This is a genomic window from Shewanella jiangmenensis (assembly GCF_018596335.1).
GTDB classification, from domain to species: domain Bacteria; phylum Pseudomonadota; class Gammaproteobacteria; order Enterobacterales; family Shewanellaceae; genus Shewanella; species Shewanella jiangmenensis.
In genome coordinates this window covers 525,523-541,421 of sequence record NZ_JAHEPS010000002.1, presented here as the reverse complement: position 1 = coordinate 541,421, position 15,899 = coordinate 525,523, and the positions used below count along the sequence as shown (strand labels likewise).

Genomic DNA, 15,899 nt, shown 5'->3' with positions numbered 1-15,899 from the left:
CTTTCTCTAAGCCGACTTTCTCCAAGCCGCCTTCCCTAATGAAAGGCTTACTGGCTAAAGAATGCGGATAATCAGGCTCAGTCGGCTGAAATACTGTGGCCATTCAGGCGCACATTGGCCTGCTCGACCACCTTCATCGCCTGTTCGGTCAGGCCGTTGTTGCCGGTGAGCAGGTCGTTAAGGCCGCCTTTGTCTTTATCCACCAGTCCAAGCTCACGCAGCATGGCATCCACCACAGGGGCATTGGCGCGGTAGTTGAGCGCGGCCTGAGTCACCTGCTCGGCAATGCCGCCGGAGCTGGCGCCATCACCGTTTGCCAGCGTCGCGCCGCCTGTGCCATAGCCCTGCAAAATCTTGATGCCTTCAATGTTTTCCAGCGGTTTAACCGCCTGAGCAACAATCTCAGGCAGCGCGCGCAGAATGGCGAGCGACTTTTGCAGCTCAATCTGCTCATCGCGCAGCACGTTTTCGGCCTCGTACAGCGCCTGCTTACCGGCCGCTTCAACCGCGTACACCTTCTCATCGGCTTCGGCCTGCAGCTTTTTGGCATCGGCATTGGCGCGAGCCTCGGTCAGAATGGCGGATGAGCGGTCTTCGGCGGCACGTTTTTCGGCCTCGGCCTGCACTGTCACGCCCACCGCTTCACGCTCGGCTTCCTTGCGGGCATCAATTACTTCGATTTCTTTACGGCGGTTAGCCTCAGCCACCTGGCGCACTGTGATAACCGCTTCTTCTTTCTCAACTTTCAGCTTTTCAGCCTCGGCGGCGCGGGCTCGGGCGGCGGACTCTTCTTCCGACTTGGCGGCTACTGCAATTTGCTTCTCCTGCTCGGAAACTTCGATATCGCGCTGCTGCTGAATGCGCGCCTGCTCGATTGTCTTGCGCTTCTCAATTTCGCGGGTCTCGATTTCGCGGGTCTTTTCGATTTCGGCGGCCTCGATGGCGCGTTCTTTGGCAATTTCGGCCTCGCGTTCTTCACGGGCTTTTTGCTCGCGCTGCTTGACGATTTCCGCCTTTTGCTCGGCACGCTTGAATTCCAGCGCCTGCTGCTGGGCAAGCTTGGCTTCTTCTTCCGATTTCTTGATTTCGAGCGACTCTTTTTCAGCCTCAAGGTTACGCATTTCTATCTTGATGCGGTTTTCCTGCTGAATGTCGTTGGTCTCTTTACGCTTTTCTTCGATGATTTTAGCCAGACGCGCCCGACCTTCGGCGTCGAACGCGTTATTTTCGTTAAAGAAATCAAGCTCAGTCTGGTCAAAGCCGGTCAGCGACACCGACTCCAGCTCCAAGCCGTTTTTCTCAAGGTCATTGGCCACGTTGTTTTGCACCCGCTGCACAAAATCGGCGCGCTGCTCGTGCATTTCGGTCATGGTCATCTCGGCGGCCACGGCGCGCAGCACGTCTACAAACTTGGATTCCATCAGCTTTTTCAGCTCTTCCACCCGGGTGGTGCGGGTGCCGAGGGTCTGCGCCGCCATGGAAATGCCCTCAGCATGGGGCGCAACCCGCAGGTAAAAGTCGGCTTTTACATCCACCCGCATCCGGTCTTTGGTGATAAGCGCATCTTTCTGTGTCTTTTCCACTTCGATACGCAGGGTATTCATGTTCACATGGATGGTTTCATGCAGCACAGGCAGCACGATGGCGCCGCCATCCTTAACGACCTTTTCGCCGCCAAAGCCGGTGCGCACAAAGGCCATTTCCTTGGTGGCGCGGCGATAAAGCTTGGCGAAAATAAGGCCGATGACCAAAAGACCCAGCACGGCCACACCGGCCATGACAAAAACGAAAGTGCCACTATCGGCGAAGATCTGTGTGTTTTCCATAAAGCTTCCTTGTCAGTTCCACAGTTTTTATTTAAAGCGGCTGGCGGCCCAAACCCGCCCCTGGCGGCGCAGCAGCACCACCTCAGTGCCTTGAGGAAATTCGCTGCCAGCGTCCTCAGGCTCTACCAGCACATAGTGTTTTTGTTGATATTGGTCGCGAAGCAGTGCTTCGGATGGATTGCCCTTGACCGCCCGGCCAAGGGTGACAGTGGCGATACAGCCGCTGAAATCATCCACCGACACGGCGCTGCTTTCATTTTTAGGCAGTAAGGTGGCAAGTGGCGCGCCAAGGTAACGACAGCCAAGCGCAGCAAACACCAGCGCCAGCAAAATCGCCAACCAGCCCGGCAGCAGGGTGCCAAGCAGCATAGCGCCGAGGTAATTCACAGCGTAACCGGCAATCACAAAGCAGGTCATGGCCAGCACCAGCCAAATCAGCAGCGGCAAACGGTTAAGGCACAGCCAACCGATAAGGCCGGTAAAACCGCCGCCGGCGACATCGGCATCAAAGTCCACATCAGCAAGATCCCAGTCTTTCAAAAGGCCCATCAGGCTTAAACCGGTCACCAGTGACAGCGCTTCGATGATCCCAAGCAGCAAGATAACGGCCAGCACCACAGTAAAGGGGAAATTGGCGTCAGAGAGTAAAAAGGCAATCATTTTCAGATCCTTGAACAGAATGCCATTCTGTGTTTTGTTGTCCCTTGTTGAAAAACCGAGCATACCAAAGCCTGAGTCTTTGCCAAGTGTTTTTACCCACACGGCGGATTTGGATTAGAATTCGGGTAACCCTTTGCTTGGAATGGCCTAATGAGCAATCACTACCTCGCACTTAAGCAGCACTTTACCCAGATTTCCCACTTTGAACATTTCAGCGCCCTAGGCGACTGGGATCAGGCAACCATGATGCCCATGGGCGGCAGCGAAGGCCGCAGCGATGCTATGGCCACCCTCGCGGGCCACATTCACGGCATGAAAACCGCCTCCTGGCTTGCCGACTTTATTGACGCCGCCGCGACCGAATCGTTAACCGCACTCGAGCAGGCCAATCTTCGGGAGATGAAACGGGCCGTAATGCAGGCAAATGCGCTGCCCACCGAGCTGGTTGAAGCCAAAACCAAGGCGGCCTACCGCTGTGAAAACGCCTGGCGTGAGCAGCGAAAACACAATGACTGGCAAGGCTTTAAGCCCAATCTGGAAGCCGTGATGGCGCTGGTGCGCGAAGAAGCGGCCCACCGCGCGGCCGCAACCGGCCTTAGTCCCTACGACACACTCTTGGATAAGTTTGAGCCCGGCATAACAAGCGCCAGACTCGATGACATCTTCAGGCCGCTTCGAGGTGAGCTGCCAGACCTCATTCGCCGGGTGCGTGACCGTCAGGCAAGCGAGCAGATGGCGCCCCTCGAAGGCCCATTTCCGATAGCGGCGCAGGAAGCCATCGGCCGAGAGCTGATGCAACTTTTGGGCTTTGACTTCAATCAGGGGCGGCTCGATGTATCGAGCCATCCGTTTTGCGGCGGCGTGCCGGGCGATGTGCGCCTCACAACCCGCTACAGCGAGCAGGAATTTGCCGGAGCGCTGCTTGGCGTTATCCATGAAACCGGCCACGCCCGCTACGAGCAGGGCTTGCCGCTTGCGCTTCGCGGTCAGCCGGCGGGCGCGGCGCGCTCCATGGGCATACACGAAAGCCAGAGCCTGTTTTTTGAAATGCAGTTGGGCGAAAGTCCTGCTTTTATTGACAAAATCACGCCCATCATCAACCGCCATCTGCATAAATCGTTCAGCGCCGCCGAGCTCACCTATCACTACAGCCGGGTCAAGCCGGGGCTCATCCGGGTGGATGCCGACGAAGTCACTTACCCTTGCCATATTCTGCTGCGTTTTGAAGCCGAAAAGGCGCTGCTCGATGGCAGTCTCAGTGTGGCCGACCTGCCGGATTTCTGGTCGTCGCAAATGAGCTCGCTGCTTGGCATCAATACCGATGGCGACTACCGCAATGGCTGTATGCAGGACATTCACTGGACGCTCGGCGAGCTTGGCTACTTCCCAAGTTATACCCTCGGCGCCATGTATGCGGCGCAGCTGCGCGCCGCCATGGAGCAGCAGCTTGGGCCGCTTGAAGAGCTTATCCGCCAAAACCGGCTTGCCGAGGTCTTTGGCTGGCTTGAGACTCATATCTGGTCGCAGGGCTCAATCAAGGGCACAGACCAGCTTATCCAGGCCGCCACCGGCGAGAGCCTCAGCGGTCAATACCTGCTGTCTCACCTTAAGCGCCGCTATCTGGGCGAATAGCATACAGTCAGGTATAATTCCGCCCTTTGTAAACAGCAGCTGCGATGCAAAGGGCGGATAATGCACCTCAGAGCAATTAAAACCGAAGACTGGCAGGCCATTCTCGAAATTCAGGCCGAATGTTATCAGGCGCTTGAGCCTGAGCCTCTGCATGTGCTGCAAAGCAAATGGCAGGTGTCGCCCGACTCCTGTTTTGTGATGGAAAAAGACGGCGCCGTGCTGGGTTACTGTTTGGCGCACCCCTGGGTGGAAGCCACACCGCCGCCGCTGTATCAGCCACTGACCGAGCTGCCCGATGCCAACACACTGTATTTGCACGATATGGCGATTTCGGCGCGGGCTCAGGGCTTGGGTGCCGGTACCAAGGCAATGAGCAAACTTAAACAGCTGGCAAGCCACTGGTCGCTGCCATCGCTGTCCTTGGTGGCGGTTCAGGGCGCTGACAGTTTCTGGCGCCGCCAGGGCTTTGAAGAAAGCAAAAGTCTGAAGTGCCTTGGCAGTTACACCGACGATGCCAGTTACATGATTTGCTCACTCTGAGGCCGCCATGCACCCCACGCTGACCACCATAGGCTTGTTGTGTTTATCGAATATTTTCATGACCTTTGCCTGGTACGGCCATCTTAAGGCATTGAATCACAAGCCGTGGATTGTGGCGGCACTGGTCAGTTGGGGCATAGCGCTGTTTGAATATCTGCTGCAGGTGCCCGCCAATCGAATCGGCTACACGGTGATGAATGTCGGTCAGCTTAAAATTCTGCAGGAAGTCATCACCCTGAGCCTCTTTGTGCCCTTCGCGGTGTTTTACCTCAAAGAGCCGCTCAAACTCGATTATCTCTGGGCCGGGCTCTGTATTCTCGGTGCCGTGTATTTTATTTTCCGCAGCGAGCTTTAACCCTTGGTGCGGATTCAGCTTTAAACAACGAAAGGACAGTAACATGGCGCGTCAGGTTGCCTACACCTACAAGGGCCAGGCCAAGGTTATCAACTTTGCCTATGACAAATTCCACGATATGTACGAAGCGGCTGCGGCGGCCGAAGGCGTGGACTTGACCCGCTTTCTGGCGATGGAACAACAGGTTGCCATGACGGCCAAAGGCAAGGGCGCGCTCAAGAGCTATCGCCTGAATGAATTTGCACGCATGGGCTTTAAAGACATCCGCATGCTGCGTGACGAAGAACAGGGTTAAACAATGATAAATCATGAACATGCCAACTTCCCCCGCGCCGGATTCTTCCGTCGGCTCGGGGCTATGGTGTACGACATTATGCTGGCCGCAGCGGTGTGGATCCTTGCCGGTATCGTCAGCTTTGTGGTGTTTGCCGTGCTGGTTAACAGCGGCATTATCGATCGCGGCGGCCATGAGCATGTGATTGATGTACTGAACAGTAACGAGCTGTACCGCAACCTTAACTTCGCCTGGATTTTATTCTGTGTGGCCAGTTTTTATGTGCTGTTCTGGAGTCGCGGCGGCCAAACCCTGGGTATGCGTGCCTGGCGCCTTAAGGTGCAGCACCCCAACGGCCAGAACCTGAGCCTGCTCGCCGCCTCGGCGCGGCTGGTATGGTCGCTGTTTGGTCTTGGCAATCTGTTTATCCTGATAAACCCCGACAAGCTGGCGCTGCAGGATAAAATGACCCGCTCCGAAGTGGTGGTGCTGTCGGTTGAAGCCAACCAGATGCGCAGCTGGCACGGCCTGAACTGATAACCGCTATCCGGCGCGCCCCATCAGGCGCGCCGCATCGCCGTGGTTTTAACGCTCTTTGCTTTGCCTTGAAGTCCCTTTTTTACCGCTTTGTTTATCGCAGTGTTTGTTGCTGTGTTTCTTGCTGTGTTCTGCCGCGTGTTTTGCCGCGTTTTGCCAGCCTCATCCTGCGTCCGCAGGGTAAAGACCGACATCAGCTGAGCCAGCCGCTCAACCTGCGCCTGCATACTCGCAGCGGCCGCCGAGGCTTCTTCCACCAGCGCCGCATTGTGCTGGGTTACCCCGTCAATCTGATCCACCGCCTTTTGAACCTGCACCATGCCCTGCCCCTGGGTCTGGGTTGCACTGGCTATCTGCTCAAGCAGCCCCGCCACCGATTGCACGCTGCCATCGATTTGCTGCATGGCGCGCCCGGCTTTGGCGGCCTGCTGATTACCGGCGCTGATCCGCACCGCGGCGGCGCCGATGACGTCGCGAATTTCCCGCGCGGCATCGGCCGAGCGGCTGGCAAGGCTTCTAACCTCGGCAGCCACAACCCCAAAGCCCCGACCCGAATCGCCGGCGCGGGCAGCTTCCACCGCCGCGTTAAGCGCCAGAATATTGGTTTGAAAGGCGATGGAATCTATCATGCCGGTGATGCTGGCGATTTGCTCCGATGTCTCTTCGATGCCGTTCATGGTTTGCTCGACATCGGCAACGATAAGGGCGCCGTGGCTCGCGTGGGCGGCTGACTCCCGCGCCAGTGCAGCCGCATCCACCGCATGCCGACTGTTTTGATTGATACTGTCGCCAAGGCTTCGAAAGTTCGCCACCGTCTCTTCCACCGAATGGGCCTGGGCTTCGGTGCGATTGGACAAGTCCATGTTGCCGCTGGCAATTTCACGGGCCGATAACTGCAGCGTGGCGGTGGCATCCTGAATTTCGGCAACCATGCTGCAAAGCCGCTCCACTGTGCCATCGAGCGCCGACAGGGTTTCGCCGAAAAGCCCGGGATAATGGCCGCTGACTTTTTGGGTCAGATCGCCGCTGGCGATAGCACCGGCTATGTGTTTTACCTGGGTCAGCCCGTCGCGGGTGACCATGGCAAGCTCATTTAGCCGTGATGCCAGAGTGAGCAAAAAGCCGCTGCGTCCGTCAGTGGGTACGGTTTGACTGAAATCTCCCTCCCTTGCAGCGGCATTGACCATGGCATCGATATCCGCAACAAACTGTGCCAGCGCGTCGGCGGTGTTGTTCACCCCCTGCTGGGTTTGACCAAAGAGCCCCGGATACTCGCCCGCCACTCTGCAGTCAAGCTCGCCCCGCGACAGCGCCCCGACCACGGCGCTGATTTCCTTAAGCCCCGACTCGGTAACCTGAGATAAATTATTGAGTGAATTTGCCAATCGCAGCCGGTAACCACTGCGCTCATCACAGGCCATGCGGGTCGCAAAGTCGCCATTGCAGGCGCCGGCCACCAAAGTTTCAACCTCCCCCAGCGTCTGGCGCAAACTGAGCACGGTTTGATTGACAGACCGCGCTGTCTCACCAAATACACCGGGATAGTAAGCATCGATTTGCTGACTCAGATCGCCGCAGGATAAAGCGAGCGTGACCCGGCGGATATCGCCAAAACCCTGCTCGCAGGTGGCGAGCAAACGGTTAAGGTCGTCTGCGGTTTCACGAAACAGATACTCAAGGCCATTAATGTCGACCCGACGGGAGAAATCGCCGTCGGCGCCACTGGATGCCATCGCCTTGATGTTATTGCTTATCCCCAGTAGTGCCTGACGCACTTCGGCAAAGGCATCGCTGATGGCGGCTTGCTCGCCGGGGAGCCTGGCCATCTCGACGCTGAAATTACCGCGCGCATATTCGCGGCTGACCGACACCAGATTGGCTGCCACCTCGATGTGGGTTTGGGCAAGGGTGTTCACCTGGGCCGCAATGTCGGCATAGGCGCCATCGAATTCATCGGGTCTGAGCATATGACTTACCATGCCCTGACGGTGGGCAGATGCCATCTCGGTTTGCCGGGCAATGATACCGGCCACCGCATCCTGCACCCGGCCAAGGGCGCTTAAAAGTCGGCCGGTTTCATCTTTGCCATCGCGGGCAATGTCGTTGTCCAGCTTGCCAACTGCCACTGCGTTGGCAAGATTGAGCGCCTTTTCAAGCGGGCGGATGACGAAGCGCAGCAAAATCCACACGGCAGCCCCGCCAAGCAGCACGCCAAGTCCAATAAGCACCAGACTGAGGTAGCGCACCTTGATATACACGGCTTCGGATGCATCAAATTCGGCACGTGCCACATCCAGTTGCAGCTCGATAAGCTCGCCGATTTTGTTACTGATGGGGTCGATGGTGCGGTACAGCTCGCCATCAAAGGCATTGAGGTTGCCGCGAAGGTCGCCATCGACTCCGGCAAGATAGGTTGAAAGCGTCGCCATGGCGGCGTTGGCATCGGCAAACAGCGCCTCAGCTTCGGTTGCCAGTTTTTGCTCGTCGCTGGTCAGTTTGGTTGAGATATAAGCGCGCCACTCGGTATCAATACGCCCGGACGCACCCGACAGCTCGGCCCTGAGCTCGGCCGGGCTCAGCAGACCGGCGTTGGCCTTATTCACCGCATCAATCACGCTCACCGCATAGGCATCAGCGATAACCTTGAGCTGTTTGAGCGGCACCACTCTGTCCTGATACACGGTGCCAAGGGACTGATGCATGCTGTCGGTACCGCGCATGCCCATCACCCCGGTAAACAGCAAAAATACGGCCATCAACAACACAATCGACAACAGCTTGTATTTGATACTCATAGCCCCACATCCTTGTCAGTATCAGCGACATCCAAACGGAAACGCACAGCAAAAGCCTAGTACAGCAGGGGATGGTTTGCGTATTTCAAACGCAAGCTTCATGCAGAAGAACGAAGGCGCCAACAGGCGCCTTCGAGAAAAGTCGTAAATCTAAAACAAATGTCAGCGGCGGATGTAATACACGGCAACAGCGGTAAAAAGGAGCGCGGGCGCGCCGGCACCTATGTAAGGCGGCAGCTGATACACCAGTGTCATGGGGCCAAAGATTTCGTTGCAGATATAAAAGCTGAACCCGGCCACCACACCAAGCAACACGCGGGCGCCCATGGTTACGGTGCGCAGTGGCCCGAACACAAATGACAATGCCACCAACATCATTACCGCCACTGTGATGGGCTGAAGTAACTTACGCCAAAGGGCCAGCTCGTAGCGGCTCGGGTCCTGACTGTTAACCTTAAGATAATCAAGGTAGCCAAGCAGCCCCTGCACCGACAGCGACTCGGGTTTGACCGACACCACGCTGAGCTTGTCCGGCGTCAGGCTCGATTGCCAAGGCAGGGTGTCGAGCTGCTCTTTGCTGATTTTATCGTCTTCGATGTGGGTTTTGCTCACCTCAATGAGCTGCCACTCTTTGCCATTGAACTCGGCGCTTTTGGCATGGAGCACATGTGTCAGGCGCTCGTTGTCATCAAACTCATACAGAGTGATGTTGCCGAGGGTGTCGAGATCTTCCACTTCACCTATGTTAACGAAATGGTCGCCGTCTTTGGCCCAAATGCCGCGGTGCGACTTAATCAGACTGCCGCCGGAAATCATGGTGGCTTTAAGCTCATTGGCGCGCTGTTCGGCAACCGGCGCAACCCACTCGCCAAGGGCCATAACCAGCAGCATCAAGGGCACTGCGGTTTTCATCGCCGACATGGCAATCTGCAGCCGCGACTGTCCCGAGGCCTGCATCACCACCAGCTCTGAGTTGGCCGCCATCATGCCAAGACCAATCAGGGCGCCAAGCAGCACCGCCATCGGGAAAAACATTTCAATATCACGGGGAATAAGAAACAGCACATACACACCGGCATCCATCATGGTGTAGCTGCCGCGGCCAACCAGACGTAGCTGATCTACCCATTTGATAATGCCGGAAAGACCGGTAAGCACCAGCAAACACAGGGAGGAAGTGCTGATAAGCACCCGGGCTATGTACCAATCCAGAATGTTCATGCTTCGACCCTCCGCTTGAAACGGCCCGAGAGTCTGGCGCCGAGCGGCCGCTCCTTGCCAAGCAGCATGATGCCAAGTACCAGCGCCGACAAATGGATCCACCACATACCGAGCGCAGCCGGGATCACTTCATCTTCCAGCGCCTTGCGCCCGGCCACCATCAGCCCGAAATAGCCAAGGTAGAGCAAAATCGCCGGCAGCATTTTGGCAAACTTGCCCTGGCGCACATTCACCCGCGACATGGGCACGGCGATGAGGGTCATCAGCGGAATCGCCAACGGAATCGCCAGGCGCCAATGCAGCTCGGCAACGGCTTCCGGTGTTTTTTGCTCAAGCAGTTTAGGCAATGGCAAGGCTGACATCTTGCGTCTGCGCTCATCCACCTGCTGCTCTTTGATTTGCATGCCGTAACCGCCAAACTCGAGGATTTGATAGTTAAGACTGCCGGGAGCGCGCTGATAACGCGCGCCGTCATTGAGCCTTAAACGCTGGGCGCCCTGCTCATCCTCAACCACTTTGCCGCCCTTGGCAGACACAAGATTGATCTGGCCTTTGTCATCATCAGGATCGGGCAGCTGCGCCACGAATACCTTTTCGAGTTGATTGTCTTTGCCGATACGCTCGACAAAAAGCACCGCCCGGCCGTCGGGACTGGTTTGAAAACGGCCCTGCACCAGGGCAGCAAGCCCCGCTTCAGACTGGGCTTTCTCCAACACCTGATTTTGGCGCTCTTCGGCCCAGGGGGTAACAAACAGGGATAAATAGCCGGTAAACAGCATATTTGCGATGGCAAGCAGCAGGGTAACGCGGGTGACATACCACTCACTCACCCCGACGCCGTGAAACACCACCATTTCGTTTTCGGCATACATGCGCCCATGGGCGAGCAATATCCCCAAAAACAAACTGAGCGGCAGCACCAGCACAGCCAGGTACGGCAAATTGAGGCCAAGCAAGGTAAGCACGAGAGATGCGGGAAACTCACCGTCAGATGCATCGGCAAGAACGCGGACAAAATGCTGGCTGATAAAGATAGTCAACAGCACCAAAAGTACCGCGATTTGCGCCTTGAAAACTTCTCGCAGCAGATATCTAAATACAATCACAGGCAGGATCCGGTATCAAAACTTCTCATTTTGCTGGTATCAGCTTAACTTTCATGTAAACTGTTTACTTTTGATAGTTTTCTGACCGATACCGTTGCAAGGCGCCATCGAAAAAAGGCGCTGATAACAGGCCTTGGCGCGGAAACTTAGGCCCGATTTTGGGCACAAGCAGGCATTATCCAATAAATATAAAAATTTGTCTTTAAGAATCTAGGAGTGCTCATGGAGTTTAGCGTAAAGAGCGGCAGCCCGGAAAAACAACGCTCGGCGTGCATCGTGGTGGGTGTTTACGAACCCCGTCGTCTGTCAGGGATTGCTGAGCAACTGGACAAGATCAGCGAAGGCTATATCAGCAACCTGCTGCGCCGTGGCGACCTCGAAGGAAAACCAGGTCAAATGCTGCTGCTGCACCATGTGCCCAACGTGCTCAGTGAGCGCGTTTTGCTCGTTGGCTGCGGCAAAGAGCGTGAACTGGACGAACGTCAGTACAAGCAAATCATCGCCAAGACCATCAACACCCTCAACGAAACAGGTTCGATGGAAGCCGTTTGCTTCCTGACTGAGCTGCACGTGAAGGGTCGCGACACTTACTGGAAAGTACGTCAGGCGGTGGAAACCACCCAAAACAGCCTCTACAGCTTCGATGCGCTCAAGAGCCGCAAAGGCGAGACCCGCCGTCCGCTGCGCAAACTGGTATTCAATGTACCGACCCGCCGCGAACTGACCGTGGGCGAGCGCGCCATTGAGCACGGCGTTGCCGTGGCTGCCGGTATGCACCTGTGCCGGGACGTGGCCAACATGCCACCGAACATCTGTAATCCGGCTTACCTCGCCTCCCAGGCCCGCCAGCTGGCTGAAGTGTATGAAAACCTGACCGTCAGCACAGTCGGTGAAGAGCAAATGGCCAAGCTTGGCATGAACTCTTACCTCGCCGTTGGCCGTGGCAGCGCCAACGAATCCATCATGACAGTGATGGAGTACAAGGGCGCGGTAGACAGCACCGCCAAGCCAATCGTGCTTATCGGTAAAGGCCTGACCTTCGACTCGGGCGGTATTTCACTCAAGCCCGGCGAAGCCATGGATGAGATGAAGTACGACATGGGCGGCGCCGCCGGTGTTATCGGCACCATGAAAGCCATCTGTGAAATGAAGCTGCCGCTGAACGTGGTGGGCATTCTGGCCGGCTGTGAAAACATGCCTGCCGGCAACGCTTATCGCCCCGGCGACATCCTCACCACCATGAGCGGCCAGACCGTTGAAGTGCTGAACACCGACGCCGAAGGCCGTCTGGTACTGTGTGACGTGCTGACCTACGTTGAGCGCTTCGAGCCTGAGCTGGTGGTCGATGCCGCCACCCTGACCGGCGCCTGTGTGATTGCCCTTGGCAAACATGCATCCGGCCTGTTCTCTTCTCACAATCCGCTGGCACATGAGCTTTTGAGTGCCGGTGAACAGAGTGGCGATCGCGCCTGGCGCATGCCGCTGTGGGATGAGTATCAGGAAATGCTCGACAGCCCGTTTGCCGACATGACCAACCTCGGTGGCCGTCCGGCCGGTTCCATTACCGCCGCCTGCTTCCTGTCGCGCTTCGCCAAGAAGTACAACTGGGCACACCTTGATGTGGCCGGTACTGCCTGGAACAGCGGCGCCAACAAGGGCTCAACCGGCCGTCCGGTTCCGCTCTTGTCTCAGTTCCTGATTAACCGCGCAGGACTCGAGCAGGGCGAATAATTCGCGCCCCGAAGCGGCAACCTTTTACCGCACCAAACCCCATAAAAGAGCGAAGCAGCAGCTTCGCTCTTTTTTATTTATTACATCCAAACCCTTGACCAATAACCACTTTCCTTAAATCCCCAGCTCACCCAGGTTACAACCACGTCATTTTTGTTTGACATTTGTTATTTATCCGATAAGTTTTGGAACGTTCCAAAACCTCGATTCAACAAGACACAGCGAAGCAGCTGTTTTGCCGGTCAGGCAGGATAGATCTGCACGCTAAACGGAACACCCAGGCTCCATCTGCGCTGCGTGTGGTAATGGGAAGGCATTTTGCCCTCTGTGCTGGCGCTTTTTTTAACACTGGAAATTGGAACGTTCCAAATCATAAGAAAACAGGGAGATAACTCATGCCAGACCACAGTCTTTTTAAACTATCGCCACTGGCACTGGCGCTGCTGCTGCCGCTTGGTGGCGCGCAGGCAAATGAAGGCACAAACAAGGCCGAGGCCGATAAACCGCTGGAGCGGATTTCAGTCACCGGTACCCGGATAAGCCGCGCCGATCTGGAAGGAGTCACCAATGTCGCCACCATTACCGCCGACGACATGGTCAAGTCAGGTTTCAATACCGTTTATGACGCGCTGTCCAACTTAAGCTCCGCCAACGGCGCCATCATAGGCGAGGTGGAAACCGGCTCCTACACCCCAGGCGCCAAAGAGCTTAATCTGCGCGGCATTGGCCCCGAATACACACTGATTCTGGTCAACGGCAAACGCCTGGCCTATTACCCCATGCCCTACGGCGGCCAAACCAACTTTGTAAACCTCGACATGATCCCGACCGCCATGGTCGAGCGCATTGATATCCAGACCGGCGGCGCCTCGGCGGTTTATGGATCAGAGGCCATGGCCGGCGTTATCAACATCATCACCAAGAAAGGCATTGAAGGACACTATATCGATGCCGAAGCCGGTATTGATACCTACAACAGCAACCCACGGCAGATGCTGAGCTTTGTCGGCGGCTTTGCAAACGAGGGCTGGACCCTGGATTACGCGCTCGAATACAAGGGCAACGAAGGCTTGTACGCCAGCGATCGCCCCTACCACGACAGCGTATGGGACAACCCGAACCCCAAGGCCAATCGCGAGCTCAACCGCTCCATCACCGTGTACTCAAGCGATACCCCCTACATCAACAACTACGCCGACAAATACTGCAACACCGCCGATAACCCGCACCCCAGAGCCGTCGCCCATTACATCAGCCGCAACAATTACGGCATGAGCTGCGGTTGGGATGAAACCGGCGATAACCATCTGATTAACCAGAATGAAAGCTTCAGCGGCTACCTCAATACCGAGTATGAGCTGAGTGAAAATGCCCAGCTGTTTGCCAACGGCTTTTTTATCACCCAGGAAAAGAAAGGTGCCCGCGGGGTGCTGCTCTTCAACGACACCCAGTTTGTCGACCCGGATCTGATTGATAAAGACGGCAACCAAGGGGCCGTGGTCAAGTACATGTGGCGTAAAGTGCTGGATTCGGAATACACCAGCGACGGCCTTGGCCGCACCTATGACGACCAGTCCTATTCGGTAAACGCCGGTTTGAAGGGCCTGGTTGGGGATTTTGACTACTCGTTAACCCTGTCCCGCTCCGAGTACGATTTCTCAGACGAATACATGCACGCCACCAAAGCGGGCTTTGCCGACTTGCTCGGGCCACAGCTTGGCACCCACGAAGGTCTGCCGGTTCATCGCCCCGATTACAAATATTGGTTCGGCGCCTTTGATGCCGCCAAAATGTCCCGGGTCGCGGATTGGGTGACCTACACAGGCAACTCCTTCAACAACACCTTCACCGCCGATATCGCAGGCGATCTGTTTGAACTGCCCGCAGGCCCGCTCTCCTTTGCCGCCTATATCGAAGTGATGGAAGAAGGCACCTCCAGCATTCCCGACGAGCGGGTGCTGAACAAGGGTTTCTCCGGCCTCACCGGCGTTATCACCGAAGGCTCGCGCAATCGCTACGCCGCCGCCACAGAGGTGCTGGTGCCAGTGCTGGATAACCTCGAAGTTCAGGGCGCGCTGCGCTACGACTTCTACGACGATGACTCCAACGTCGGCGGCGCCTTTTCATCACAACTTGGCTTTACCTATCGTCCGGTCGAATCACTGGTGCTGCGAAGCGCCGCCGGTACCACCTTCCGGGGTCCGGACATGGCCGCGATTTACAAAGGTTTCAGTGGCAACTTTGGCATGGCCAACGACCGCCTGACGGCAGACGCCTGTAAGACGCTGGCCCAAACCGGCGCCGCGCCGGGCTACGATGTGGACGCACTGACACTGAGCTGCGCCGATGCCGATCTCACTTCAGATCCATCCAAACCGTCACTGAGTGCCAATTACGAGTCCATCTCCAGCGGTGACAAGACCCTCAAAGAAGAAACCGGCACCACTTTTACCACCGGTCTGGTGTACGAATTCAGCGAAGCCCTGTCGTTTAACCTCGATTACTACGACATCACCATCAAAGACAAAATCCAGGCCCTCGACCCGGGCTACATAGTCAACACCGACTATGAATGCCGCACCGGCGTGTACGACAGCAACTCAGAGCTGTGCCAGAACATGGCGTCGCGCATCGTCCGTTACGATGCCAACGGCAAAGGCGTTGATTACCTTGGCAACAGCATCAGCGGCAATCCATATCTTATCCATACCGTGACCGGCGGCTATATCAACGCGGCCGAACGTCAGGATGCGGGCATCGACTTTGGCTTTGAAGGCTACATTCCATCGACCTTCGGCGACTGGCGCTACGATGTGAGCCTGACTCAGGTACTGAAAAAGAAAGAACGCCTGCGTGAAGGCGATGAGCTGCTGGATTTACTCGACTCGCAAAACAACTTTGACTTCAAAACCATGGCAAGCGCCCAACTGGGCTGGACCAAGGACAACACCGCCGTGTCGCTGCTCGCCTCCTATAAAGGCGAAATGTGGAACAACGCCAACTACGGCGAGCGTGAACGCCTGCCGGGCTGGACCCGTTTCAACCTGACCATAGGCCAGCGCCTTGGCGAAGACACCCGGCTGCTGTTTAGCGTAACCAACCTGTTCAACGCCATGCCGCCGCAGGATGAAACCTTCTCGTCCTTCCCCTTCTACCGTACCGGCTCGTACGACACCCTTGGCCGTCAGTTCTCACTGCGGGTAACTCACCAGTTTTGATGTG

General features: G+C 56.5%; 12 protein-coding genes. 7 read left to right on the top strand and 5 right to left on the bottom strand.

What is annotated here, in order from left to right; genetic code table 11:
• Positions 1-77: 77 nt before the first annotated feature.
• Together KJI95_RS07785 and KJI95_RS07780 are read right to left on the bottom strand one after the other, a co-directional pair.
• Positions 78-1,778, bottom strand: coding sequence for a flotillin family protein (locus KJI95_RS07785; protein WP_432653791.1), 1,701 nt, complete (start codon positions 1,776-1,778; stop codon positions 78-80).
• A 75-nt stretch (positions 1,779-1,853) separates the two neighbouring features.
• Positions 1,854-2,486 carry a YqiJ family protein gene (locus tag KJI95_RS07780; protein WP_214506611.1) on the bottom strand — a complete coding sequence of 211 codons (633 nt, stop codon included), beginning with the start codon at positions 2,484-2,486 and terminating at the stop codon, positions 1,854-1,856.
• A gap of 150 nt (positions 2,487-2,636) precedes the next feature.
• Here KJI95_RS07780 and KJI95_RS07775 point away from each other — a divergent pair, with 150 nt between their 5' ends.
• From KJI95_RS07775 to KJI95_RS07755, 5 genes are read left to right on the top strand one after another with little or no spacing between them, the layout of a single operon-like run.
• Positions 2,637-4,118 (top strand): carboxypeptidase M32, encoded by a 1,482-nt coding sequence (locus KJI95_RS07775; RefSeq protein ID WP_214506610.1) that lies wholly within the window; start codon positions 2,637-2,639, stop codon positions 4,116-4,118.
• A 60-nt stretch (positions 4,119-4,178) separates the two neighbouring features.
• Entirely contained in the window at positions 4,179-4,658 is a 480-nt protein-coding gene (locus KJI95_RS07770; protein WP_214506609.1) for a GNAT family N-acetyltransferase, read from the top strand.
• A gap of 7 nt (positions 4,659-4,665) precedes the next feature.
• Positions 4,666-5,013: a DMT family protein gene (locus KJI95_RS07765; protein WP_214506608.1), complete on the top strand. Its 348-nt coding sequence runs from the start codon at positions 4,666-4,668 to the stop codon at positions 5,011-5,013.
• A gap of 43 nt (positions 5,014-5,056) precedes the next feature.
• Complete coding sequence (locus KJI95_RS07760; RefSeq protein WP_214506607.1) at positions 5,057-5,308, top strand: DUF2960 domain-containing protein; 252 nt, start codon at positions 5,057-5,059, stop codon at positions 5,306-5,308.
• Positions 5,309-5,311: 3 nt separating this feature from the next.
• Positions 5,312-5,824, top strand: a complete 513-nt coding sequence (locus KJI95_RS07755; protein ID WP_214506606.1) for an RDD family protein — start codon at positions 5,312-5,314, stop codon at positions 5,822-5,824.
• A 23-nt stretch (positions 5,825-5,847) separates the two neighbouring features.
• Here the strand turns inward: KJI95_RS07755 and KJI95_RS07750 are convergent, their stop codons facing one another.
• The 3 genes from KJI95_RS07750 to lptF all read right to left on the bottom strand — a co-directional run bounded on the left by KJI95_RS07750 (position 5,848) and on the right by lptF (position 10,946).
• Positions 5,848-8,619, bottom strand: coding sequence for a methyl-accepting chemotaxis protein (locus tag KJI95_RS07750; RefSeq protein WP_214506605.1), 2,772 nt, complete (start codon positions 8,617-8,619; stop codon positions 5,848-5,850).
• 162 nt (positions 8,620-8,781) lie between these two features.
• Complete coding sequence (gene lptG / locus KJI95_RS07745) at positions 8,782-9,840, bottom strand: LPS export ABC transporter permease LptG (RefSeq protein WP_214506604.1); 1,059 nt, start codon at positions 9,838-9,840, stop codon at positions 8,782-8,784.
• Complete coding sequence (lptF, locus tag KJI95_RS07740) at positions 9,837-10,946, bottom strand: LPS export ABC transporter permease LptF (RefSeq protein ID WP_214506603.1); 1,110 nt, start codon at positions 10,944-10,946, stop codon at positions 9,837-9,839. The genes lptG and lptF overlap by 4 nt, the downstream gene beginning before the upstream one ends.
• Before the next feature lie 222 nt (positions 10,947-11,168).
• Here lptF and pepA point away from each other — a divergent pair, with 222 nt between their 5' ends.
• Together pepA and KJI95_RS07730 are read left to right on the top strand one after the other, a co-directional pair.
• The gene (gene pepA, locus KJI95_RS07735) at positions 11,169-12,677 is read left to right on the top strand and encodes a leucyl aminopeptidase (RefSeq protein ID WP_214506602.1); all 1,509 of its coding nucleotides are present in this window, start codon (positions 11,169-11,171) and stop codon (positions 12,675-12,677) included.
• 395 nt (positions 12,678-13,072) lie between these two features.
• Positions 13,073-15,895, top strand: a complete 2,823-nt coding sequence (locus KJI95_RS07730) for a TonB-dependent receptor domain-containing protein (RefSeq protein ID WP_214506601.1) — start codon at positions 13,073-13,075, stop codon at positions 15,893-15,895.
• The last annotated feature ends 4 nt before the right edge of the window (positions 15,896-15,899 follow it).